This window comes from Clostridium uliginosum (assembly GCF_900112485.1).
Classification (GTDB): Bacteria; Bacillota; Clostridia; order Clostridiales; family Clostridiaceae; genus Clostridium; species Clostridium uliginosum.
This window is the reverse complement of the sequence record NZ_FOMG01000006.1, coordinates 143,748-168,825: the sequence shown is the minus strand read 5'-3', so window position 1 is coordinate 168,825 and position 25,078 is coordinate 143,748. Positions and strand designations below refer to the sequence as shown.

Annotated in this window: 19 protein-coding genes; 5 read left to right on the top strand and 14 right to left on the bottom strand. The window is 28.2% G+C overall.

The features are described 5' to 3' along the window. Window positions 1-67: 67 nt before the first annotated feature. Entirely contained in the window at window positions 68-826 is a 759-nt protein-coding gene (locus BM027_RS06290) for a phosphatase (protein ID WP_090089752.1), read from the bottom strand. A gap of 323 nt (window positions 827-1,149) precedes the next feature. On the opposite strand from BM027_RS06290, the gene BM027_RS06285 reads away from it, so the two are divergent. Continuing rightward, a complete protein-coding gene (locus BM027_RS06285) occupies window positions 1,150-1,941 on the top strand; it encodes an HAD family hydrolase (protein WP_090089750.1) in 792 nt (263 codons plus the stop codon). 341 nt (window positions 1,942-2,282) lie between these two features. Here the strand turns inward: BM027_RS06285 and BM027_RS06280 are convergent, their stop codons facing one another. After that, window positions 2,283-3,242 (bottom strand): D-2-hydroxyacid dehydrogenase, encoded by a 960-nt coding sequence (locus BM027_RS06280; RefSeq protein ID WP_090089748.1) that lies wholly within the window; start codon window positions 3,240-3,242, stop codon window positions 2,283-2,285. A gap of 459 nt (window positions 3,243-3,701) precedes the next feature. Here BM027_RS06280 and BM027_RS06275 point away from each other — a divergent pair, with 459 nt between their 5' ends. Continuing rightward, window positions 3,702-4,565, top strand: coding sequence for a 50S ribosomal protein L11 methyltransferase (locus BM027_RS06275; protein ID WP_090089746.1), 864 nt, complete (start codon window positions 3,702-3,704; stop codon window positions 4,563-4,565). A gap of 79 nt (window positions 4,566-4,644) precedes the next feature. Here BM027_RS06275 and BM027_RS06270 read toward each other — a convergent pair whose 3' ends face one another. The 9 genes from BM027_RS06270 to BM027_RS06230 form a co-directional block, all read right to left on the bottom strand. Then, window positions 4,645-7,005 carry a glycogen/starch/alpha-glucan phosphorylase gene (locus BM027_RS06270; protein WP_090089744.1) on the bottom strand — a complete coding sequence of 787 codons (2,361 nt, stop codon included), beginning with the start codon at window positions 7,003-7,005 and terminating at the stop codon, window positions 4,645-4,647. Between the two features lies 1 nt (window position 7,006). Further along, window positions 7,007-8,494, bottom strand: a complete 1,488-nt coding sequence (gene malQ, locus BM027_RS06265) for a 4-alpha-glucanotransferase (RefSeq protein WP_090089742.1) — start codon at window positions 8,492-8,494, stop codon at window positions 7,007-7,009. A gap of 35 nt (window positions 8,495-8,529) precedes the next feature. Continuing rightward, complete coding sequence (locus BM027_RS06260; RefSeq protein WP_090089740.1) at window positions 8,530-9,558, bottom strand: LacI family DNA-binding transcriptional regulator; 1,029 nt, start codon at window positions 9,556-9,558, stop codon at window positions 8,530-8,532. Window positions 9,559-9,725: 167 nt separating this feature from the next. Next, window positions 9,726-10,661 (bottom strand): PucR family transcriptional regulator, encoded by a 936-nt coding sequence (locus BM027_RS06255; protein WP_090089738.1) that lies wholly within the window; start codon window positions 10,659-10,661, stop codon window positions 9,726-9,728. A 183-nt stretch (window positions 10,662-10,844) separates the two neighbouring features. Further along, the gene (locus BM027_RS06250) at window positions 10,845-11,954 is read right to left on the bottom strand and encodes an ABC transporter ATP-binding protein (protein WP_090089736.1); all 1,110 of its coding nucleotides are present in this window, start codon (window positions 11,952-11,954) and stop codon (window positions 10,845-10,847) included. A 144-nt stretch (window positions 11,955-12,098) separates the two neighbouring features. After that, window positions 12,099-13,139 (bottom strand): hypothetical protein, encoded by a 1,041-nt coding sequence (locus BM027_RS06245; RefSeq protein ID WP_090089734.1) that lies wholly within the window; start codon window positions 13,137-13,139, stop codon window positions 12,099-12,101. 15 nt (window positions 13,140-13,154) lie between these two features. Beyond that, a complete protein-coding gene (locus BM027_RS06240) occupies window positions 13,155-14,180 on the bottom strand; it encodes a phosphodiester glycosidase family protein (RefSeq protein WP_090089732.1) in 1,026 nt (341 codons plus the stop codon). A gap of 383 nt (window positions 14,181-14,563) precedes the next feature. Beyond that, the gene (locus tag BM027_RS06235) at window positions 14,564-15,229 is read right to left on the bottom strand and encodes a response regulator (protein WP_090089730.1); all 666 of its coding nucleotides are present in this window, start codon (window positions 15,227-15,229) and stop codon (window positions 14,564-14,566) included. Beyond that, complete coding sequence (locus BM027_RS06230; RefSeq protein WP_090089728.1) at window positions 15,204-17,075, bottom strand: HAMP domain-containing sensor histidine kinase; 1,872 nt, start codon at window positions 17,073-17,075, stop codon at window positions 15,204-15,206. Before BM027_RS06230 ends, BM027_RS06235 begins: the two co-directional genes overlap by 26 nt. 478 nt (window positions 17,076-17,553) lie before the next feature. On the opposite strand from BM027_RS06230, the gene BM027_RS06225 reads away from it, so the two are divergent. Both BM027_RS06225 and BM027_RS06220 read left to right on the top strand, forming a co-directional pair. Next, a complete protein-coding gene (locus BM027_RS06225) occupies window positions 17,554-18,105 on the top strand; it encodes a response regulator (RefSeq protein WP_175559949.1) in 552 nt (183 codons plus the stop codon). A 10-nt stretch (window positions 18,106-18,115) separates the two neighbouring features. Next, window positions 18,116-19,252, top strand: a complete 1,137-nt coding sequence (locus BM027_RS06220) for a universal stress protein (RefSeq protein ID WP_090089725.1) — start codon at window positions 18,116-18,118, stop codon at window positions 19,250-19,252. A 494-nt stretch (window positions 19,253-19,746) separates the two neighbouring features. On the opposite strand, the gene kdpC is transcribed toward BM027_RS06220, so the two are convergent. From kdpC to kdpA, 3 genes are read right to left on the bottom strand one after another with little or no spacing between them, the layout of a single operon-like run. Next, a complete protein-coding gene (gene kdpC, locus BM027_RS06215) occupies window positions 19,747-20,343 on the bottom strand; it encodes a potassium-transporting ATPase subunit KdpC (protein ID WP_090089723.1) in 597 nt (198 codons plus the stop codon). Window positions 20,344-20,360: 17 nt separating this feature from the next. Continuing rightward, the gene (gene kdpB, locus BM027_RS06210) at window positions 20,361-22,406 is read right to left on the bottom strand and encodes a potassium-transporting ATPase subunit KdpB (protein WP_090089721.1); all 2,046 of its coding nucleotides are present in this window, start codon (window positions 22,404-22,406) and stop codon (window positions 20,361-20,363) included. Window positions 22,407-22,421: 15 nt separating this feature from the next. Beyond that, the gene (kdpA, locus tag BM027_RS06205; protein ID WP_090089719.1) at window positions 22,422-24,080 is read right to left on the bottom strand and encodes a potassium-transporting ATPase subunit KdpA; all 1,659 of its coding nucleotides are present in this window, start codon (window positions 24,078-24,080) and stop codon (window positions 22,422-22,424) included. 483 nt (window positions 24,081-24,563) lie between these two features. Here kdpA and BM027_RS06200 point away from each other — a divergent pair, with 483 nt between their 5' ends. Further along, window positions 24,564-25,076, top strand: a complete 513-nt coding sequence (locus BM027_RS06200) for an NUDIX hydrolase (protein WP_090089717.1) — start codon at window positions 24,564-24,566, stop codon at window positions 25,074-25,076. Window positions 25,077-25,078: the final 2 nt, after the last annotated feature.

Sequence of the window (25,078 nt, the reverse complement as noted above, 5' to 3'; positions counted from 1 at the left end):
CCTTATGTGATGTATTTGTTGTTTTTAGCGAAATCATTATATCACAAAGGAATGGCTTATTTATTTTTTACAATTTTTGTTTACTCAACAACCTATATAAATCTAAATCACTTAATTTACCTTTTTTCTTTAATCGTTTTAATAGTTCTTCTGGTTCCTTATTAATTATAAGTTCTTCTGGAAAATCAATGGATTCAAGCATTTTAATAGCTTCCGTAAATTCTCCTATTTTTGTACAAAAATGTGCATCACTATTAATTATTAGTTTTGCGTCATATTTTTTGCATAATAAGGCAATTTCTTTACAGTTATGATTACTACCTATCCTAGATGTGGTAAAAGAACTATTATTAATTTCAATTAAAACATCATGTTTTATAGCACTCTTAACTACAGCCTCAAAATCTACTGGTATTTCTGGATTTCCAAGATGCCCTATGATATCTATTTGTCCGTTTTCTATTGTATTTATAAATGCTCTTGTATTTTCTTCTCTATTACCTATCTTATAAACTTCTGGATGAATACTGCCTATAACAATATCTAATTTTTTCAATATTTCATCATCCATATCTAACGTACCATTATAATCAATTATATTTGCTTCAGTACCATAAAGCATAGTTACCCCATACATCTCTCTTGGTAATACTTTATAGTTACCAAAATACCATATATGAGGAGCATTAGGCATATTAACTCCATGTTCTGTAGTTCCTAATACCTTTATTCCTTTATCTGAAGCAACCTTTGCATTTTCCATTAAAGTTGAATAAGCATGCCCACTAACTAAAGTGTGAGTATGAACATCTAATGCATATTTCACTAAAATCCCTCTTTTCACTTTATTGTTTTAGACATATTCAAAAAAGATAACAATTTATTATGCTAGTCTATCTTCTTTGATATACCTTATCTCTGCCAAATACTATACTATCATATTTAAAATATAAATCAAACGGCTTGAAAGTCCAGTAAACTTTTACATTTAAGCATTTCAAAGTAACTTTAATTTATTGTTAGTTTCTTTAATGTTAAATTCTTTCAAGCACTTAACATTTATGATATCATTTAAATAGGGCGCATTCAAAAAAATAATAGACCAATGTGCCTAAATAGCTTATATGTTATACACTTAAGGAGGATTTTATGATTAAATTAATTACAACAGATATGGATGGAACTTTATTAGATGAAAATAGTAATTTACCTGAAAGTTTTACAGAAGTTTTAAACTTAATAAGAGAAAAAGATGTTAAATTGGTTATAGCTAGTGGAAGACCTTATGCTACATTACAAACAAATTTTGGTCCTATGGCTAAATACTTATCATACATAACTGATAACGGTGCTTTAGTATTTCACAATAATGAATTAATATTTAAAGATGTTATGTCTAAAGATATTGTACAAGATATACTAAAAAAAGCAAAAACTATAGATAATACTACTGTTGTATTATGTGGTGTTGAATGTGCTTATATAGAAAACTGTTCTGATGAATATTTAGAAGAAATTAAAAAATATTATGTTAATTATGAAGTAGTTGATGATTTAACTAAAGTTAATGATGATATAATTAAAGTTACTATTTGTGATTTAGAAACATCTGCGAAAAATTCGAATACAATCCTTGAACCTTTGTTTGAGGACAAGCTTAATGTAGTTGTTGCTGGTCCATTATGGTTAGATATAATGAATAAAACCGTTAATAAAGGTACTGCTTTAAAGAAAATAATGGATACTTTAGATATAGCTAAAGATGAAGTTATGGCATTCGGCGATTACTATAATGATATAGAAATGCTAAATCAAGCTGAACACAGTTTTGTAATGAAAAATGCGCCAGAAGATATGAAACAACATGCAAAATACATAGCAGAAAGTAATGAAGATTACGGAGTATTAGGTGCAATAATGGAGCATGTAATACTAGCATAATATCTTTAAGAGTTAATATTGTAGTATAAAGCTCATGGACAAGGGAATTTACTTTAAGAACTCTAAAATAAATATTTGTACAATTAATGCATGCTCCCAATCAAAGATTGTGACTAGCAATTAATTGTACAAATATTTATTAATAGTTCTAAAAAGCAAATTCCAATGCCAGTTCGCCCTTATACTACAATATCAACTCTATTTTTAAATATATTCTGCTATATAAATCATGTATATATGTTTCAGTTAACAATATTCAATACTAAATGATCAATTAGTGAAAAAACTTCAACGAAGTTTTAATACAATGAATATTATTTATTAGAACTTATATATACTAATTAAATATCAACTCTATTTCTTTTTTCACCTTTATTATATGCTTTAATATTTTCTATTAGATTATCAAATAATCTATCTCTAGCTTCTTCACTTGCCCATGCTATATGTGGAGTTAACACTATCTTATCTTTGTTTTTAATGCTTAATAGAGGATTGTTTTCAGGTATTGGTTCAACTTCAAAAACATCTAATGTTGCTCCGCCTATAATGTTCTCATCTATTGCTCTAGCTAAATCTTGATCTACAATTATAGGACCCCTTCCCATATTAATTACTATAGCATCGTCCTTCATTTTACTAAATGCATCATAATTCATTAATGCTTTAGTATTATCATTTAAAGGTGCATGAATTGAAATTATATCAGATTTATCTAATAATTCTTCAAATGATACTCTCTCATAATCCAAAGTTGAATTTTTCCCTGATGTTGAATAGTAAATAACTTTTGCACCAAAAGCTTCTGCAATTTTAGCTACTCTTCTTCCTATTGCTCCTAAACCAACTATTCCCCATACTTTCCCATCTATATCTTTGTATGTTTCATCTAAATTAGTAAATATATCTGATCTTGAATAGTCTCCTGACTTTATATAATTATCAAAATAACCAATTTTATCGTATAAGTGCAATAATGTAGCAAAAGTATGTTGTGCTACTGTATTTGTAGAATATCCTGCTACATTAGTTACTGCAATTCCTCTGCTTTTTGCATAATTAGTATCTATATTATTAAAACCAGTTGCCATTTCACATATAAGTTCTAAGTTTTTTGCATCTTTTAAGTTTTCTTCATTTACCACTACTTTATTCGTAAGTATAATGTTAGCATCTTTTATTCTGTTTGCTACTTCTTCTTTTACAGTTAAATCATAGTATGTAACTTCTCCAAATTCATTTAACTTAGAGTAATCTACATCCCCTAAAGTTTTTCCATCAAGTACCACTATTTGTTTCATAAAAAGAATCTCCTTCCTTGTTTTTAACTCTCTTTTATTATATCATAAGCTAATGTATTTAGAAGTTATGCTACATATAATATTAGGAATATTCAATATTGTATGAGCTATTTTTTAGTGTTAAACTTTATATTGTACTTTATGTATTAAGTAGTTAACGTATTAACTAAAAAAGTTACTTATAAATAATAAATTAATTTATACATTCGTTCTATTTTTATAGTGTTGATATTGTTACATTTTTGTGAAGCGTGCATTAGAATTCGACTTTTAGAACTCTTAATGAGTATTGTCACATTAATTGCTAGTCCAAAACTTGTTTTTGGAACAAGCTGGAATGGGACTATACTCATTTAGATGTTCTTAAGTCCAATTCTTTAGCACACTGAACAATATGTAACAATTTTAACACGGTTTTAAAACAGACTATATATTATATATTTAAAGGAGAATTTATTTATGTTTATTTTTACTTATAAAATGCCATTTCAAAACATTGATAATACCATAGAGAAATTACAATTTAATGATATTTTTAATGTATTTTATGAAAGTCCATTAGAAATAACTACTAACGAATTTGGTTATGGTTACATAGAAAAAGAAGATGTTATTATTGATTTAAAAGTAGTATTTGATGGAGAAAAGTATGAACTTTCTTCATTTGAGAGCTTAATTAATTCTATTATAGGTTTTGATCCAATTAACATGGTTGAAGAAAATTATGATTATGAAGAAACAAACTTTCCTGCTATACATATAGATGATACTTGGGTATTAGCTTCCCCTGAAGAAGATTTTCCTAACAAGCAAAAAATAAATTTCATCTCTCAAGGAGCGTTTGGAACTGGTATTCATGAAACCACACAAGATATATTAAGATATATTTTATCAAAAGACTTTACTGATCTAGACGTTTTAGATATAGGTACTGGTTCTGGAATTTTATCATTAGCTACAAGCATTAAATATGCTAAAAGGGTATGTGCACTTGATATTAGAGATGTAAGAGATGAAATTACATTTAATTCTTCTTTGAATAATATTAATAATATTGAAGTTTTTGTTGGGGATGCATTAAATAATGACTTTACTATTGATGGTAAATTTGATTGGATATATATAAATATAGGTGGAGAAGAAACTGAAATGTTTATGGATTATATTAATGATCATATCAAAAGTAACGGTAAACTATTAGTTTCTGGCTTAGTTGAATGGAGTTTTAATTCTGTTAAAGAAATAGTTGAATCTAAAGGATATACTCTAGAAGAAAAAATACAAACTAATGAATGGTGCACTGCTATATTTAATAAGCAATAAAAATTAATAATTACTACTAAACTATTAATTACATAGAAAAGTCGCCTCAAATTATTTTGAGGCGACTCATTTATATTATTTATTTTATAGGAGTCTTTTTAATGTTCCAAATTTCATCGCAATATTGTTGTATTGTTCTGTCACTTGAGAATGTTCCTGCATTATAGAGATTGGCAAAACACTTCTTAGCCCAGTTCCTTTTATCCTTGTAAGTAGCAAATACTTTTTCCTCTTCTTGCTTAAACAAATCAAAATCTGCAAGTAAATAGTACTGATCTCCTTCTTCTAATAATGAATTGTAAAGATCTTCAAAGTCCCCACTTTCGCCATCATCGAATGTACCATCAATTAATGTATCTAATACTCTCTTAATGCTTGGATTTTCTTCATAGTACTTCTTAGAATCGTAAGTATCTTTGATTTTCTCTATATCTTCAACTTTTAATCCAAATATAAAGTTATTTTCTTCTCCACTTTCTTGAACAATTTCTACATTGGCTCCATCTAAAGTTCCAAATGTAGGAGTAGCATTTAACATGAACTTCATGTTACCTGTTCCTGACGCTTCTTTTCCTGCAGTGGAAATTTGTTTAGATAAATCTGAACCTGGAAATAGTTTTTGTGCATAAGATACTCTATAGTTGTGTACAAATACAACTTTTATTTTTCCAGCAACATCTTTATCATTATCAATAAGGTCAGCTATTTGAGTTATAAATTTAACAATTGCTTTAGCTCTTCTATATCCAGGGAATGCTTTAGCTCCAAAGATAAATGTAGTCTTTGGTATATCTAAAGTTGGATCTTCCTTTATTCTATAATATAAATCTAAAATATATAAAGCATTTAATAATTGTCTCTTATATTCATGTAATCTCTTTATTTGAATATCAAAAAATGAATTGGGATCTATTTCAATTCCTTCTTCTTGTTTGATGTAATCTGCTAGCTGAACTTTCTTTTCATGCTTAATTTGCATAAGTTTTTCTAATACTACATCATCATTCTCAAACTTCTTTAAACCTTTAAGTAATTCTAAATGTTTAACCCAGTCTTCATTTCCTAATAAATCAGTAATAAATGCTGATAATTCAGTATTGCAAAGTCTAAGCCATCTTCTTGGTGTAATACCATTTGTTTTATTTTGGAACTTTTCTGGATATAATTTATACCAATTATTTAATTCCTTATCTTTTAATATATCTGTGTGTAACTTAGCAACTCCATTTACTGCCTTTGATACAAATATAGCTAAGTTAGCCATTCTTACTTGTCTATCAGCTATAATTCTAAATTCTTTAATTTTTTCTCTAATATAATGTTTCTTCTTTAATTCTTTAATTAATTCCTTATCAATATCTTTGATTATTTCTAATACTCTAGGGAATAATTTTTTTATTAAGTTAACATTCCATTTTTCTAGTGCTTCTGCTAATATAGTATGGTTTGTATATCCAAAGAAAGATTTTGCAGATTCTAATGCATCTTTAAAACTAACTCCTTCTTCATCAACTAATAATCTAATAAATTCAGGTATAGCCAATGTTGGATGGGTATCATTTAATTGAACAAAATTGTTTTCACTAATATTTTGAAAATCGGTTCCAACTTTTGCTTTATGTTTTCTTATAATATCTTTTAATGAAGCACTTACTAAGAAATATTGTTGACGTAATCTTAACAATTTTCCTTCATTATTTGAATCATTAGGATATAAAACTCTTGAAATATCTTCTGCTCTATTTTTTAAGCTTACAGATTTATCATACTTTTGGTTGTTAAATAATATAAAATCAAATTCTTTCATTGGTTCACATTTCCATAATCTTAATGTATTAATATTCTTAGTTCCATATCCAATTATTGGAGTGTCATAAGGGATAGCTTTAACTGTCATATCTGCAAATTCAATTATTTGAGCTTCTGCTTCTTTTCTTATACTCCACGGATCTCCATATTTCAACCAGTTATCTTCGCATTCAGTTTGAAATCCTTCTTCAACATTTTGATTAAACAAACCATTATTATATCTAATTCCATATCCATTTAAAGGCATATCTATAGTTGCAGACGATTCCATAAAGCATGCTGCAAGTCTTCCAAGACCACCATTACCAAGTCCAGCATCTTCTTCTATTTCTTCTATCTTGTTTATATCTATATTTAATTCTGACAACACTTCTTTAACTTCGTCATATAATCCTAAGTTCATTAAATTATTACCAAGAGCTCTGCCCATTAAATATTCTGCTGAAAAATAATTTGCACATCTTCCTTCATTATAAGTACAACTAGTGTTATTCCAATCCTCTATTATGTCTTCTAATACAGTTAAGGAAAGTGCATTAAATATTTCATATTCCTTAGCATCTTTTAATGTTACTCCATACTTTACTTTTAAATATCTATTAACTCCAATTCTTATATCTTCTTTTTTCATTTTAATCGCACCTTCCATACATTTTTGTTAATTTATACATTTTATTTGCTAATTTATCAGTAAATACATCTTTCTTAGCTCTCCAACGCCAGTTTTGCCCTAAAGTAGATGGAACATTAATCCTTGCTTCATTTCCTAAATTTAAAAAATCTTGCATTAGTGCTATTGATAAATAGGATTTACTACTCCAAACCCCTCGTATGAATCCCCAATTATATCCTTCTTTTCTGTTTAGTCCAAGATACTTAATAGAATTTTTAATTTCGTTCTTACTACCAGTTTTTTCGAACCATCCTCTAAATGTATTATTATCATGAGTACCCGTATAAGCTACACATTCTTCTTCATAATTATGAGGTAGATCTCGATTTTTAGAATCTCCGCAAAAAGCAAATTGTAATACTCTCATCCCTGGAAAACCTGAAGCTTTTCTAAATTCAACTACTTCATCTGTTAAGAATCCTAAGTCTTCAGCAATAATTTTAATATCTCCAAGTTCTTTTTTTATTGCACTAAATAGCTTCATTCCAGGTCCTTTTACCCATTCACCATTTTCTGCTGTTAAATCTTCATAAGGTATTGACCAATAAGATTCAAATCCTCTAAAATGATCTATTCTTATCACATCATAAAGCTTTGCACTTTGTCTCATTCTATCTACCCACCATTTGTACTTAGTTTGATCAATATAGTCCCAATTATAAATAGGATTTCCCCAAAGTTGGCCAGTTACTGCAAAATTATCTGGTGGACAACCTGAAACCTTAATAGGTAATAAAGTTTCAGTGTCTAGCAAAAATGCTTTTGGATTAGCCCACACATCTGCACTATCTCCTGATACATATATAGGAATATCACCTATAATATCTACACCTAAGTCATTTGCATACTTTTTTAAGCTACTCCATTGTTCAAAAAACTTATATTGCAAGAAGTTCCAATATTCAATTTCATCTTTAAGTTCAATCCTATATTGTTCTAGAACTTCTTTTTTCCTAAGTTTAATGTCCATATCCCAAGTTTGCCAACTCTTCAAATTAAATTTTGTTTTAATTGCCATATACATAGAATAATCATCTAACCAGAAATTTTCTTCTTCTTTAAATTTTTTCAAATCATCTGGTTTATTAATCTTAAAATTTTCATAAGCCTTTCTTAAAATCTTCATTTTTTCTATAAAAATTATTCCATAATCTATATCTTCAGGATTACTACCAAAATTAGTTTTTGAATAATCTTCTCTGTTTAGTAAACCTTCTTCTTCTAATAACTTAAAATCAATAAAGTATGGATTGCCAGCAAATGCTGAAAAAGATTGATATGGCGAATCTCCATAACTTGTAGGCCCCAAAGGTAGTATTTGCCAATATCTTTGTCCAGCTTTTTTTAAAAAGTCAGCAAACTCATAAGCTTCTTTTCCAAATGTCCCTATCCCATAATCTCCTGACAAAGATGCAATATGCATAATAATACCACTATTTCTTTCCATTATTTCTCCCCCTTTTAGACTTTAACTTTATATCATCAAAACTCTTTAATCTGCCTTAAACTTTTACAAGATTCTCTTTCAATTAGTTGTGTATCAAGCAAGATATGTTTATTTTCTTCATTTCCATTAATTAATGATAATAGTAAATTTATACTCATTTCTGCCATTAATTTTTTAGGTTGATTTACTGTAGTAATTCCTGGATTATAATATTTACTTTCATCCATTCCATCAAATCCAACAATTGAAATATCTTCACCAACTTTTAATCCACTATCAGCTACCGCTTTTGCTGCTCCAATTGCCATAAGATCTGAAAGTGCAAAAATTGCAGTTACATCTTTTCTTTCTTCTAATAACTTTACAGTTTCTTTGTAAGCTCCCTCGCATGAATAATCTCCTGTTAAAATAAGGCTGTCATTTATATTTATTTTTTTCTCTTCTAAAGCATTTTTGTATCCATTTAATCTCCACCAACTAATTACTAAATCATTAGTTTCTCCTAGAATTAATGCTATATTTTTATGTCCTTTATCAATCAAGTACTTAGTTGCATCATAAGAAGCTTTAACATTATCTATTCCTATAGATGAGTAATTGTTCTTTATTTTTTTTGAAATAGTATTAACTGATGTTAAAACTATTGGTGCATCTATTCCTTCAAAGCTATCATCACTAATATCAATAAAGTTGCCACCTAAACATATAACTCCTTGTAATTTTTTTTCTTTTATAAATATTATAAGATTCTCAACATCTTGATAAAAATTATAATCATTTTGCTGAAGTATCATCGTATATCCAGCTTTATCAATAATACTACCTATAACATTTATCATCTGTGAAAAGAATGGATTAAATACTCCTTTTACTAAAACTCCTATATTTTTTGTATTATTTTGTTTTAATATTCTTGCACTATTATTGGGTATGTATTTATTTTCTTTTATAATTTCCCTAACTTTTTCTCTTGTGCTTTCTTTAACATCTGGATGGTTATTAATTACTCTAGAAACTGTACTAACTCCAACCCCTGCAAGTTTTGCAATATCTGCTATATTCATAATATTCCTCCTATGATATTTTCTAAATAATTAGAAAATTACCGGTATCGTTTCCGTAATAATACTATTATACACTCTTTTCTTTTAGTATATCCATAAATGATTTTATTTTTTCTACATATTATTACATAATCATTCGGTATCGATTCCTATATTATTTAAAACTTTTATTTCTTTTCTTTCCATATAAAAAATGCTATTTTAAATAATATTGCTTCATTAAATTTTTTAATATCATAAGACGTATATTTTTTAATTTTATCTAATCTATAGATTAAAGTATTTCTGTGTACAAATAATTTTTTAGCTGCCTCACTTAAGTTCAAATCACAATTAAAAAATATTTCAATTGTATTAACTGTATCTTCATCTAGCTTACTAAATCCATTATTAAACTTTGATACTATATCATGTTTATTTTCTTCACTTAAGTTGTCTATAACGCTTTCAAACAAAAGGCTTTTTTCATTAAATACTCTACTTGATAGGTTATACTTTTTAGCCAACTTAATTTTATATATGCTATCCTCATATAAACTCTTTAAAAAATTATAATTATTTATGAAACAATAGCTCACATAACATTTTATATATATATTAATATATATTGTCTCAGTTATGCTAGATATATGTTCCTCGATATCTTCAAATAAACCAACTAAAACAATTGAACTCTTATACTCTAATATAATAATATCTGTATTTAAATAAATATCATTTAAAATTTCTATTGTTTCAGAAATTTTTTCTTTTAAATATATAACTATTAAATATGTGTCTTTTGTAGGAAACATTACTTGTTCAAGTGTATCATTAGGCACATATTCATTTTTTAATAATGAAATTATAACTTTCTCTCTTGTGTTATAGTATTCTTTACATTTATTTTCAATACAAAACTTAAGAATTTTTATTGAATCTTTAAATTTATTATAAGTTTGAATGATAAAAATCTTATTATCAATAGAAAATCTATTTTCCACTATACTATTCTGAGGCAGTAACGAATTAGTCTTAAATATAATATCGTTATTTATATATACTTCAAATGGTATTTCACAACTTTTATATAATTCTTCTAAATAAATAGCTAATCCATTCATACTTTCACCTCAATATAAGGCACACTTTTAAAAATAACAAGTCAGTATGTTAGTTCTATTTCGTATTATACTATGTCAGCATATCAACCTAATAGCCATCTATGATGGTTAATATACCTCCTTGTCTGATGCAAAATATACATCGGACCTTTGACTTGTTATTTTCTTTCATATGTCTAAAATTTAAATTATTCTTAATTCACTTTCTTTATCAAATACGTGAATGTTTTCATTTTCAACGTATAACTTTATTGAATCTCCATTCTTAAACTTAGTAGTTCCATCCACTCTTGCAGTCATATTATTACCTGATGCTACAAGATAAATATAACTCTCTGAACCCATAAGTTCAACTACTTCTACTTTTCCACTTATAATTGAAGCTGGATTTTCTTTAACTACTTCTTCATCATCATCTAAATGTTGTGGTCTGATTCCAAAAACAACTTCTTTATTTACATATCCCTTATTTTTTAGTTCTTTAGCTTTAACTTCAGGTAATAATATATTATTTTCTTCAAAACTACAATATAACTTACCTTCTTTTTCAATTACTTTACCATTTATAAAATTCATTTGAGGACTTCCAATAAATCCAGCAACAAAAATATTTACTGGTGTGTTATATATATTTTGAGGAGTATCTACTTGGTGTATTATACCATCTTTCATTACAACAATTCTTGTACCCATTGTCATAGCCTCAACTTGATCATGAGTAACATATATAAATGTTGTTTGTAACTTTTGATAGAGTTTAGCTATTTCTGTTCTCATTTGAACTCTTAATTTTGCATCAAGATTTGATAAAGGTTCGTCCATCAAGAATACTTTTGGTTCTCTTACGATAGCTCTTCCTAAAGCAACTCTTTGTCTTTGTCCTCCTGATAGAGCCTTTGGCTTTCTAGTTAATAAATGCTCTATATCTAGTATTCTTGCTGCTTCTGTAACCTTTTGTTCAATTTCTTCCTTAGGCATTTTTCTTAATTTTAAAGCAAAAGCCATATTATCATAAACTGTCATGTGTGGATATAAAGCATAGTTTTGGAATACCATTGCTATATCTCTTTCCTTTGGCTCCACATCATTAACTAATTTTCCGCCTATATATAACTCTCCTTTAGAGATTTCTTCAAGTCCTGCCACCATTCTTAAAGTTGTTGATTTACCACAACCTGATGGTCCAACAAACACTATAAATTCCTTATCTGCAATTTCTAAATTGAAATCCTTTACTGCTACTACGTCACCTGAGTAAATTTTGTAAATATGTTTTAATGACAATTCTGCCATTTTAATCCCCCCTCTTAATATTTCTTGTTCATTTTTTTGTTTCTTATGCTTCTATTGTACAATTGTAATCCTTTAAACTCCATATTAAGAACTTACAAAACTATTCAAGTTTTTTTGTGCAATACTACTAAAAAAATTTACAAGCTATTGTATGTTGTTTTTTAGTAATTTATTGTCTACTCTTGAAATAACACCTTTATAATATGATTGAATAAGCTCTCCTTTATACTTAATTGATTTATTACTTGCTAATTCTAACACACTACTTTTAACTTTATCATTAATATAAACCTTACCAGAATAATCAATTATTATATCTTCCTTATCTACTGGGTTTTGAAGCTTTAATTCATTCCATTTTCTAATCTTATCTGATAGAACAGTATAATATATTTTTTTAATCTTACTATTTGCTACTTCACCAAAATATACATTATCATTAACATCTGTTCCTAATATTTTAGAAGCTTTAACATTAGGTATTGATAAATTTCCTTTGGTATTTAATATAGTTATATTTGATCCTTCTTGCATTACTGCATTAGTGCTAGTAGTTGGAACTACAACATCTCCTATAACTTTATTATTTTTAACCTTCTTTAATTGATTCATTACATTTGCATAATATAAGTCACATTTTTCACTGCTTTTTTTAACTTTTATATATAAACTATGAGTTGATGTTGAAAATACTACATTATCTACCTCATCTTTTGGTGTTTCAAGTTTAATTCTTACCTTATTTAAATCAAAGTCCGCAAGTTCCCTTGATTCTCCCTTTTTAGCATTAAAAGATACTGGTTCAAAATAATATGTGCCTTTTTCCTTTATTTTCTGAATAACAATCATATTATCTTGGTTGGTTAGCCATTCATAAAACACAACCTCTGCACCATTATTACTATCAAACTCTTTTTCTTTATTATTATTACTGTCTAATATTTTAAGCTTATTACCTTGTAAATAAGAAACATATCGTCCATCTGAAGATACTTTAACCGCATCTAGGCCTTTTTTTATATCAATTTCTGATTTTTTATCTGTTATATTTTCTTCTTCTTCAACTTTTTTAGCCTCTATATTTAAATCTGTAGATAAATACACCTTTTCCACATATAAAAATATGCCATGTTGCAATATTAAAGCAATAATAGACCAACTTAATATTATTTTTAATTTTTTCATTACTTATCCACTCCTCTACTGTTCAACATAAAATGCTGTAGCAACAGACCTTTCACCATCCCAAGCATTAGGAGAATTTATTATGTCACCTTTATAATACATTGTTGATGAATATCCTCCATCAAGAGCTCCTGCATTAACAGCTCCTCTTTTCATCATAATTTCCTGCACATCATAAAGACTAGCTCCAGGTGATGTTATTTTTCTACCATCTATAACTAAGAATATTATTGTTCCATCTTCTTTTTGGCCAACTGCAGTTCTCGGATTAAGTCCATCTTCTACTTTGTTCTTTACTTGTCTAACCCCATTAATAATAATATTAGGTCTTCTAAAGCACATAGCCTCTTGTACATTTAATTTTTTAAGTTGTGCCAGTGTATGATCTCCAACTATGAGTTCTCCACCTTTTGTAAATGCAATAACATTTTCAACATTATTTTCTTTTACAGCAGATTTAGGATATACAACCTTACCATCTGAAATCACGAATCCGCCCGGTTCAGCTCCAGTTCCTGCATAAAGTGTTCCATCAGAAGATTTATCCACAAATGATCCCCCATTAATAGCAGCAACAGCATTATTGTCCTCTGCCATTTCGCTTGTCTTCTCTCCCATTTTTCCTAAATATTTAGTCATTGCAACCTTAACCTTTAATGGATTCTTTATTTCCAATACATATCCATCAAATCTATTAGTATTTATATCATATCTATTTATTTCATTTCCAGTTTTATATTTAACATTTATTTTATTGATATTTTGAGAAATAGCCTCACTAGTTTGTGTATTATCTATCCCTAGCATTTTATCTAAAGTTGCTTTAGATATTAAATCAGTCAATAAATATGAATGTCTTGTTGCAAGAACAGTTGATATTACCACTTTTTTTGTATTATCATATGGTCCAAAAAATAATACAAAAGGTGTTGTTATCACTAAGAAGACACACATATATAATATTCCCCTTAAAAGTGCTAATGGTTTAAAATTCTTTTTTTTCTTTCTTCTTTTTTCTTTATGTCTAACTTGCTTATTCATTTGCGCCTCCAATTTTATGCACATGAAAGAAAATAATAGACCAAAGATGCGTCGTATATTTTTTTGAATGTGCCTTATAGCAATAATAAATTTCATTGTTTTCCATTATACTTGATTTTACCATATAAAGGTTGCAAAAAAAATCACATCTATCAAAAAAGTTCATATCACTATTTTCTAATGATATGAACCATATATCTAATATATATTTATTTTAATATGTCTTAGGCGTATTAAAGAAAATACAAGTCAAAGATGCGACGTATATTTTGTGTCAGACAAGGAGATGAAATTAACGCATAGCAATCTATGGGCTGATTTTATTGACACAGTATGACGCCAAATAGACTAGCATACTGACTTGTTATTTATTTTAATATGCCTTATCCTAAATCTATACTATTTGTCATAGCACTATACATTACAGTCCTTTTCAGATTATTATCTGCTGGAGTATATGTTGCATCTAAGGATAATGCAGCTCTATAATATTTTTGAGCTAGTTGTTTATTATTAGATTTTTCTTCAATAACACCTAATAAATTTTGTATCTCCGGACTACTTGTATCTTCAACTAACCCTTCTTTAAGAAGAATTCTTGCTTGCTCTAAATCTTTTTTTATTATTGCATCTCTAGCTGCTTTTATATATTCATCTATACTTTTATCTATTCTAAAGACATTTGTTTGCTTATTAATTACATCCATAACAATAGCTTTAACTTTCTTAACTGTAAAAGGCTTACTAATGAAGTCTACTGCACCAAGTTTCATTGAATCTACTGCTATATTAACAGTTCCATAAGCTGTCATCATTATTGCCCTTGTTGATATTCCTTCTTCTCTTATTTGCTGCAATACTTGTAGTCCTGTTTTTTTAGGCATTTGAATATCCATTAAGATTAAATCATAATTCTTACTTCTGAGCTTTGTTAATGCTTCATTTCCGTCACAAGCACACTCTACTTCATAATTTTCACTAACTAAACATCTTTCAAGACTTATTCTTATATTCTTTTCATCATCAACTATTAGTATTTTCTTCTTCATCTAATACTCCTCCTAACTTAAGTGTAAAGTAAAATGTGCTACCCTCCCCTAATTTACTATCAACCCATATATCCCCCAAGTGAGCTTTGATAATTTCTTTACATATTGCAAGTCCTAATCCTGAGTTTCCAGTGATTTGTCCACTACTATCTTTTAATTGTATAAATTTTTCAAATATTATTTTTTGATCTTGCTCTGGAATGCCTTCTCCATTATCAGTAATTGATATTAGCATAGTGTTATTTACTTCTTTTGCTTTTATTTCTATAACTCCTGTTCCATCAATTTTTGTATATCTTAAAGCATTTCCAACTAAATTAACTACAACCCAAGATATTTTATTTATATCAACTCTTGCTTTTCTTGTAATTGTCTTAGTATTAATATTTAGTGTTATATTCTTTTCTTGAAGCTGAATCTTAAATGTACGTTTCACTTGATTTATAACATCTTTTATATCCACATCTTTTATATCCATTTCAATTTTTCCAGCTTCCATTTTCGATAAATCTAATAATTCACTAACTAAATTGTCTAATCTTTCACTATCCTCCTTTATTATTGTTAATAACTCTGTTTGTGACTCTCTACCTTCATTATTTTCTTCAAGCAATAATCCAACAGCCATACAAATTGATGTTAATGGCGTTCTGAATTCATGAGACACATTCGATATAAAATCTGATTTCATATTATCTATTTCTTTGAATTTAGTTATATCTTGCATAATTGTAACAGTGGCTATATTTTCATTATTTTCAAACCATATAGGATTTGCGGATATTCTAAAATATACTTTATTATCATTTTGGTCTATTTCTATATCATTAAAACCTTTATATTCTTTAACAGAATTTCTTGCTTTTTGTATAATATTAAAAACTTCTCTTTGTTCAATGCATTCTAAAAAATGTCTATTAAGTGTATTTTTTTCTTTAACATCAAACAATCTTTCTGCTGATTTATTTAACATTATTACTTTATTATCATCATTAGTAACTATTATTGGGAAATCAATACTTTCTATAATTCCCTCTGCTTTTTGTTTTTCTCTTAGAATTTCATTAATATTTAACTTTTCATATTGCTTTAATTTTTCCGCCATATCATTAAAATCATTTAATATATAATTAATTTCTTTTTCTCTTTTTAAAGGAATTTTATACTCATAATTGCCAGCTGATATTTTATTTATTCCAACTGCTAAATCTTCAATAGGATGTATAATTTTCTTTAATAGATATCCTATTATTGAAAGTCCAATTATAAGTACTAATGCTGAGATAATAACTGTACAATACCTCGCACTATTAGCTAATTCTTTTGATTTTCCCCTCATGTTTAGCATTGACTGCTGGTTAATATTTAAAAGTTCATTGCACTCTTCCTTCAATGTTTGAAATAATGGGAAAATATTATTATAATAATATCTATTTACTTTTTCATTTCCTTCTTTTGCTTTAACACTTTCCAAATCTTTTATCTTATTTGAATAATCAGTGTAATTTTTTTCTATTACTTCTAATATTTCTTTTTCTCCATCTTCTGTAATATTGTTCTTTGCTTTATATATCCACTCTAAGAATTTCATATGATTTGATTCATGTTCAGAAGATAGAAATTCATTATCTTCAAATATAAAAGAAAGTTCTAAACTATCTTGTCTTTCTAATGCATCATTCATGTTTTGAGCTGCAACTACACTATCATAATTTGCATCCATTATTAAGTCTATCGATCTTTCTAATTTATTAAAATAACTAATTGATACCACACTATTTCCAATTGTTAATAATATAAAAACTATTAAAATTAAAGATATTTTGAATTTCATGCTTTTTATCATATTTAGACACCTCTTAATTTACTTAGGAATATTCAAAAAATAACAAGTCAGTAAGCTAGTCTATTTTGCGTGATAATATTTCAATAAGTTTAGTTAATAAATACGCTATGAGCTAAACTTTTTTTCATTGCCCTTACATAAAGTGAAATTTTTCATGTAGGATTTTATACTCCAGATAAATTTAGTTGAACTTATGCCCTCAAGGGGCACCTCGCCTTAAAAAATATCCATCGTATCTTTGACCTATTATTTTCTTTCATATGCCTTATTAAAATTATATTCTAGTTATAAAATATTACCTAATCACCATAATTAGCTATTATCTTATAATCAAACCTTTTATTCACTATTATATCAATTCTCCTCTTTGTATTATAGCTTTAGTCTACAATAATCTTATTTGCTTAAAACATCATTTGTTGATAATAAAAATAAACTACAGTAGTATAAATCTATCTATGAAATGGAGGGGTTTTATATGAAAACAGCATTGATAGTAGATGATACTAAAAATATTAGACTTCTATTATCTCATTGCCTACGAGATGCGAACTTTACAGTTTATTGTGCTAGCAATGGCAATGAAGCACTAGAATTAATCTCTAGTACGCATTTAGATATAGCATTTATTGATGTTAAAATGCCAAATATGAGTGGAACTGCTTTATTAGAACAAGTTATAAAAGATGGATATAACTTTAATGTAGTAATAATGACTGCTTTTGGTACAATAAAAAATGCAGTTACAACTACTAAACTTGGTGCAATGGCATATTTGCAAAAACCTTTTACAGCAAATACCATAAGGAAAGTACTAAGTGAAATATTTCCTGATTATAATACAGAGTCAAGCCATATAACTTTAGAATCTTCAAAGATAACCACGAATGATATAAAGTTATGTTTGAATAAAATATCAACAGATCCATTAATATATAATCAATTTGGTGATTTACTAATAGCTCAAGGTGAAACAGAAAAAGGGAATTTATTTAAAGAATTCTCTTCTAAATTAAAAAAATTGAAATAAGGGGATTTATATGGGTGAGAAAAGAATTACTCCTGAAGAAGCTTTAAAAGCATATAAGAAACAGAATCGTGGTGTTCTTAAAATATTTTTAGGGTATGCTCCAGGAGTAGGTAAAACTTATACTATGCTTAATGAAGCTAATAGACGTTTTGAAAGAGGAAAAGATGTTGTTGTTGGTTATTTTGAAAGCCATGATAGAGCAAATACAATTAATCAATTAAAAAATTTACCTTGTATACCTTTAAAAGAAATAACATATAACTCTATAATACTAAAAGAAATGGATGTAGATGCAATAATAGAAAGAAAGCCAAATTTAGTTTTAGTTGATGAATTAGCACATACTAATGCACCAGGTTCTAAAAATAAAAAAAGATATGAAGATGTATTAGAAATTTTAGATGCAGGTATTAATGTTTATTCAACTATAAACCTTCAACATTTAGAAAGCCTTAATGATATTGTAAAACAAATAACAGGTGTAAATGTTAATGAAACAATACCTGATAAAATTATTGCTGAAGCTGAAGTTGTTGTCATTGATATGCCTCCAGAAGGTCTAAGAAACAGATTAAAACGAGGAAATATATACAAGCCATATTTAGTAGAATCTGCACTTAAAAATTTCTTTAGAAATGGAAATCTTTCTGCTTTAAGAGAGCTAACTCTAAGACAAATTGCTGATGAAGTAGATGAAGATTTAGAGAAATATAAAAGCAATCATGATATTAATGATAATTGGTATACCGCTGAAAGAGTTATGGTATCAATTTCTTCTAACCCTAAATCAAAAAGACTAATAAGACTTGGCGCTAGAATCGCCAAAAAATATAAATGTCCTTTTTATGTCGTTTATGTAAATTGTACTCACTTATTGTCATCTAAAGAAACACCTCAACGAATTAATGGTCTTAAGGAAAATATATTATTAGCTGAAAAGTTCAATGCTACTGTTGTACAGCTTACAGGCAAGTCAGTTTCTAATGAATTATTAAAATTCTCACATGAAAAACATATAACACAACTTATTATAGGACATCCAAAACGTAATAAAATTCAAAGACTATTTAGAGGATCTACTATCAATAAATTTTTAGAGCATGCTAAAGATATTCAAGTAATTGTAGTTCCTTATGATTCACTTTAGGCACATGAAAGAAAATAACAAGTCCAAGATGCGATGTATATTTTGCGTCAGGCAAGGAAGTAGAATAGTTTAATAACGAGCTATTAGTCCATTCTACTGACGCAGCATGACACGAAATAGACTAGCATATTGACTTGTTATTTTTTTGAATGTGCCTTAGGCACATGAAAGGCTATGTTTTAAGTGAATGTTGATATTGTAATATAAAGCTCATGGACAGTGGAATTCACCTTTATATTACAATATCAACACTATTTTAAAACATAGCCAAATTAAAAAATGAGCTATATTTCACAACAAATTATTTTTTCGTGAAATATAGCTCATTTTATATATTGATCTCTTAATTTCCAAAAATAACTAGTCAGTATGTTAGTCTATTTTGTGTCATACTAAGCGTGCTATAAACCAAACATGTCTCCTTGTCTAACGCAAAATATACATTGCATCTTTGACTCGTTATTTTCTTTCATATACATTAATCAATCATATATTTATTTATTTTGTGTTATGTCATCAACTGCTATATTTAATGCTAGTACATTAACACGTTCTGCTCCATATAATCCAAGCCATTTTCCTTTTGTATTTTTATCAATAAGTTTTTTTAAATCTTCTTCTGATATTCCAGTTGCTTTTGCCACTCTATCTACTTGTATTTTAGCACCTTGAGGTGTTATATCTGGATCAAGACCTGATCCTGATTGTGATATAAGTTCTGAAGATATATTTTCTTTAGATACAGTTGGATTCTTTTCTAAAAATGTTTTAATATCCCCTTCAACTCTTTCCTTCAAAACATCACTTGTTGTTGCTAAGTTTTGTGAGCCTGAAGTTGCATCCATTTCTTTTCCATCTTCTGAAATATTATAATCTACAGCAGATATTCTACCTGTAAAATGATTATCATCATTGTATTGTTGTCCAATAAGTGTTGAACCAACTTCTTTTCCATTATGTTTTATTACACTACCATTTGCTTGGTTTGGAAATAATAGTTGTCCAATTCCTGTCATAAACAATGGATATATTAATCCACAAATTACAGTAAAGACTATAGTTATCTTTATTCCCTTTTTTAAATCATCCATAATTTATTACTCCTCCTCTACATTCCTATTAAGGATAATAATGGTGATACAATAAAGTCAATTACTTTAATACCAATAAAAGGTACTATTACTCCACCAATACCATATATACTTAAATTTCTTTTTAATATCTTCTCTGGATTCATTGGTCTATATTTAACACCCTTTAACGCTATTGGAATCAATAATGGAATTATTATGGCATTAAATATCAATGCTGATATTATTGCTGACTTAGGACTAGCTAGCCCCATTACATTCAATCTTTGCATTTGTGGTATTGCTAACATGAACATGGCAGGTATTATTGCAAAGTACTTAGCAACATCATTGGCGATTGAAAAAGTTGTAAGTGCTCCTCTAGTTATTAAAAGTTGTTTACCAATTCCAACCACATCTAATATCTTTGTTGGATCAGAGTCTAAATCTACCATATTTGCTGCTTCTTTTGCTGCTATAGTTCCTGAATTCATAGCAAGTCCAACATTGGCTTGTGCAAGTGCTGGAGCATCATTAGTACCGTCACCAGTCATTGCAACAATCTTACCATTTTCTTGTTCTTTTTTAATTGCTTCAATTTTATCTTCTGGTTTACATTCAGCTATATAATCATCTACCCCTGCTTCTTTAGCTATTGTAGCTGCTGTTAATGGATTATCACCTGTACACATTACAGTTTTAATGCCCATTTCTCTAAGCTGTGCAAATCTTTCTATCAATCCAGGCTTTACAGTATCTTTTAAATAAATAACACCATAAATTTTATCATCTTTAGCTACAACTAAAGGTGTTCCGCCAAGTTTAGATATATCATCGACTTTTCCCTTTAAATCACCTGGAATTTTTCCTCCATTTTCTTTAACAAATTCCATGATAGATGAAGCAGCACCTTTTCTAATCTTTTCTCCACTTTTAAGATTCATACCACTACTTTTTGTTTGAGCTGTAAATTCAATAAATTCTGCGTTATCATATTCTTTTGCGTCTACTTTGAAACCTAATTTTTGACCTAATTCTATTGTTGATTTTCCTTCCGGAGTAGTATCCTTAATAGAAGTTATTAATGCATATTTTATCATTTCTTCTTTTGATACACCCTCAACTGGTCTAAAATCAGCTGCTAATCTATTACCAAAAGTTATAGTTCCTGTTTTATCTAATATCATCACATCAACGTCACCGCAAGCTTCTACTGCTTTACCACTCATGGCTATAACATTAAATCTTGTAACTCTATCCATACCAGCTATACCTATTGAAGATAATAACCCTCCTATTGTAGTTGGTATTAAACAAACTAATAATGCAACTAAAGTTGATACTTCAAGTTTTACACCAACAAAGTTTGCTATTGGATATAAAGAAACAATAACAACAAGAAATATTACTGTAAGTGCTATTAACAGCATTGTAAGTGCTACTTCATTTGGTGTCTTTTTTCTTGAAGCTCCTTCAACAAGTGAAATCATTTTATCCAAAAATGATTCTCCTGGTTCTGAAGTAATCTCTACTTTAATCCAATCTGATACTACTGTAGTACCTCCTGTAACTGATGAGAAATCTCCACCTGGTTCTTTGATAACAGGTGCTGATTCACCTGTTATTGCTGCCTCATTAACTGATGCTAATCCTTCAATTACTTCACCATCATTGGGTATCATATCTCCAGTTTCAACTAAAACTATATCACCCTTTTGTAATTCAGAAGCATTTATTACAGTATAGCTTCCATCTGGCTTTAAAAGTTTTGCTTTTGTATCTTTTTTAGTAGATTTTAAGGCATCAGCTTGAGCTTTACCTCTACCTTCTGCAATAGCTTCTGCAAAGTTTGCAAATACTATTGTTGCAAATAAAATAATTGTGACAATCCCATTATATAATCTACCATTTTCTCCCACTATTTGAGGTACAGCTGTTAAAATTGCTGTAATTATCATTCCTATATATGCTACAAACATTACTGGATTCTTAATCATATCTTTCGGATTCAATTTTATAAAAGAATCTTTTATAGCATCTTTAATCATTTTATTTGTAATAAAACTTTTTTTACTATTTTCCATTTCCTATTCCTCCAATCAAGATATTGTCAAGAATTCTGCGCCCGGTCCAAGTACTAATGCAGGGAAAAATGTTAAAGCACCTATTATTATGATTATTGCTATTAATACACCTACAAACAAAGGCTTATCTGTTCTAAATGCTACTGAACTCTCTGGCACTTGTGTTTTTGCCTTCATTGAACCTGCTAAAGCTAATAGTAATATCATAGAAGTATATCTTCCTAAGAACATTACTAGACCTGCCGATACATTCCAAAACATTGTTCCATCTGCTAATCCTTCAAATCCTGACCCATTATTAGCTGCTGATGTACAAAATTGATATAACATCTCAGAAAATCCATGATATCCATCCAAAGATGCTTGTCCTGTTGCCGCTGCTAATCCTGTTGGAAGTAATATTAAAATTGGATGGATTAAAATAGTAGCTGCTATGAGCTTCATTTCTCGACCTTCTATTTTTCGCCTTAAAAATTCTGGAGTTCTACCAACCATAAGTCCACATATAAATACTGAAAGCATTGCATAAACTATTAAATTCATAAAGCCTACGCCTTTTCCTCCAAATACTAAGTTAAGCATCATATTCCACATAGGAACAGCTCCACCTATTGGAGTTAATGAATCGTGCATATTATTTACTGACCCTGTAGTAAATGCAGTAGTAACAACTGAGAATAATGATGAATCAACTACTCCAAATCTTACTTCTTTACCTTCCATATTTCCTAATACATTTGCTATTCCAGCATTGTTCATAGTTGCATTTCCAGCAAGCTCTGAATGATATATAACTGGTATAACCATTAAGAATAAAAATAATGCTGCTGAGAACATTGCCACGCCATGTTTCTTATTTTTAGCTGCTTTTCCAAACACATAAAAATATGCACCTGGTGTAAACATCATTAATAAAATCTCTAACATGTTTGTAATTGCAGTTGGATTCTCAAATGGATGTGATGAATTGGCTCCAAAGAAACCACCACCGTTTGTTCCTAAATGTTTTATACTTTCTAAAGCTGCAACTGGTCCATAAGCTAGTGTTTGTGTTCCACCTTCTAATGTTTTTACAACTCTATGTGCTCCTAATGTTTGTGGAACTCCTTGCCATATCATTATTGTTGATGCAATTATTGATACAGGTAATAATAATCTTGTTATTATTCTTACCAAATCCATATAAAAATTTCCTAATGAATGTCCTGTAATTCCTTTAATAAAAGCTCCACATACTGCAAATCCTGTTGCAGCTGATGTGAACATCATAAACGTAATTACAATCATTTGAGAAATATTAGTTAAGTTTAATTCTCCTGTGTAATCTTGTAAATTTGTATTAGTCATAAAACTAATTGTTGTATTAAATGCTGTATGCCAATTCATATCTAATAGTGGATTCGTCGCCCCTACTATAAATTGTTGAACCATAAGTAATATAAATCCTAAAACTAACATTACTATATTAGTTGTAATTAGTGATTTTAGATATTCCTTCCAATTCATTTCTTTCTTTTCTATTCCTACTACTTTATATATAGCATTATCTATCTTGTCCATAACTGGATCTACAAATGATTTTGTTCTAAATAAAATGCTATACATGTACTTACCAACATAAATTGATATTAATACAAATACCACTATAAGTACCGCTAAAGATACCCATTTCATATGATCACTCCCTAAATTCAAATTTAAATCATGAACTGAATTATACTCTGAATTTGTAGTTAAACAACGTTATTTTTCGCAATTAATAGCCATTTTCCATAGTATCCTGTGATTTTGTTAATATTTATATAGTGTTTTCATTTATTTAAACTGGTTATCTCTATTTTTCTATGCTAAGTATATTTTTAAATGTTTACATGGCAAGTATATTACATTTTTTTCCTGCAAAATGTTAACTATTTTAAAAAAATATTTCTAATTTTCAATATTTATCTATGCAAAAAGACTGAAAATTCATATTTTTAATATAAACTCTCAGTTTAAAATACAAAAAATAACAATAAATTTCTCATAATATATTGAGTATTACTTTCTTTATGTTTGTATGTGTTAATATTAAAGTGTATCATTTCATAATATTATATCTTTTATTTAATTTAGAAATATTTATTTATTGTATAAAATACACAGGAGGTAATTAATATGGAGTTATGGGATATTTATAATTCTAATGGAATTAAAACAGGTAATGTGATGAAACGTGGTGACATAATTAAAGAAGGTGATTATCATTTAGCAGCTGAAGTTTGGATAATAAATAATAAATCACAAATTTTGATTCAAAAGAGATCAGAAAATAGAAAAGTATTACCTGGTATCTGGGGTATGACAACTGGCTGTATTGTATCTAGAGAAGATAGCTTAAATGGATGCATTCGTGAAGCTCACGAAGAAATCGGTATTGTACTTTTAAAAGATAATTTAAAAAAGTTAAAAAGAGTTTTTCGTAAAGATACTATTTGGGATGTTTATGTTATTAAACAAGAGTATGATTTATCAAAAGCCAAATTACAAAAAGAAGAAGTGAGTGACCTAAAATGGGTAACTGTTACTCAGTTGAAAGAAATGTTATCAAACTCTGAAGCGTTTGAATATCCTGAGATATATGAAATTTTATCATTAATTCAAAATACATATTTATTGCAATATAATTAATT

Bases quoted from the DNA above. Each gene is read 5' to 3' on its own strand.
- kdpB (WP_090089721.1), bottom strand. From the start codon at position 22,406: ATGGAAAATAGTAAAAAAAGTTTTATTACAAATAAAATGATTAAAGAT.
- BM027_RS06235 (WP_090089730.1), bottom strand. From the start codon at position 15,229: ATGAAGAAGAAAATACTAATAGTTGATGATGAAAAGAATATAAGAATA.
- BM027_RS06200 (WP_090089717.1), top strand. From the start codon at position 24,564: ATGGAGTTATGGGATATTTATAATTCTAATGGAATTAAAACAGGTAAT.
- BM027_RS06255 (WP_090089738.1), bottom strand. From the start codon at position 10,661: ATGAATGGATTAGCTATTTATTTAGAAGAATTATATAAAAGTTGTGAA.
- BM027_RS06240 (WP_090089732.1), bottom strand. From the start codon at position 14,180: ATGAATAAGCAAGTTAGACATAAAGAAAAAAGAAGAAAGAAAAAAAAG.
- BM027_RS06250 (WP_090089736.1), bottom strand. From the start codon at position 11,954: ATGGCAGAATTGTCATTAAAACATATTTACAAAATTTACTCAGGTGAC.
- BM027_RS06220 (WP_090089725.1), top strand. From the start codon at position 18,116: ATGGGTGAGAAAAGAATTACTCCTGAAGAAGCTTTAAAAGCATATAAG.
- BM027_RS06275 (WP_090089746.1), top strand. From the start codon at position 3,702: ATGTTTATTTTTACTTATAAAATGCCATTTCAAAACATTGATAATACC.
- malQ (WP_090089742.1), bottom strand. From the start codon at position 8,494: ATGGAAAGAAATAGTGGTATTATTATGCATATTGCATCTTTGTCAGGA.
- BM027_RS06245 (WP_090089734.1), bottom strand. From the start codon at position 13,139: ATGAAAAAATTAAAAATAATATTAAGTTGGTCTATTATTGCTTTAATA.
- BM027_RS06285 (WP_090089750.1), top strand. From the start codon at position 1,150: ATGATTAAATTAATTACAACAGATATGGATGGAACTTTATTAGATGAA.
- BM027_RS06270 (WP_090089744.1), bottom strand. From the start codon at position 7,005: ATGAAAAAAGAAGATATAAGAATTGGAGTTAATAGATATTTAAAAGTA.
- BM027_RS06260 (WP_090089740.1), bottom strand. From the start codon at position 9,558: ATGAATATAGCAGATATTGCAAAACTTGCAGGGGTTGGAGTTAGTACA.
- BM027_RS06225 (WP_175559949.1), top strand. From the start codon at position 17,554: ATGAAAACAGCATTGATAGTAGATGATACTAAAAATATTAGACTTCTA.
- kdpA (WP_090089719.1), bottom strand. From the start codon at position 24,080: ATGAAATGGGTATCTTTAGCGGTACTTATAGTGGTATTTGTATTAATA.
- BM027_RS06230 (WP_090089728.1), bottom strand. From the start codon at position 17,075: ATGATAAAAAGCATGAAATTCAAAATATCTTTAATTTTAATAGTTTTT.
- kdpC (WP_090089723.1), bottom strand. From the start codon at position 20,343: ATGGATGATTTAAAAAAGGGAATAAAGATAACTATAGTCTTTACTGTA.
- BM027_RS06280 (WP_090089748.1), bottom strand. From the start codon at position 3,242: ATGAAACAAATAGTGGTACTTGATGGAAAAACTTTAGGGGATGTAGAT.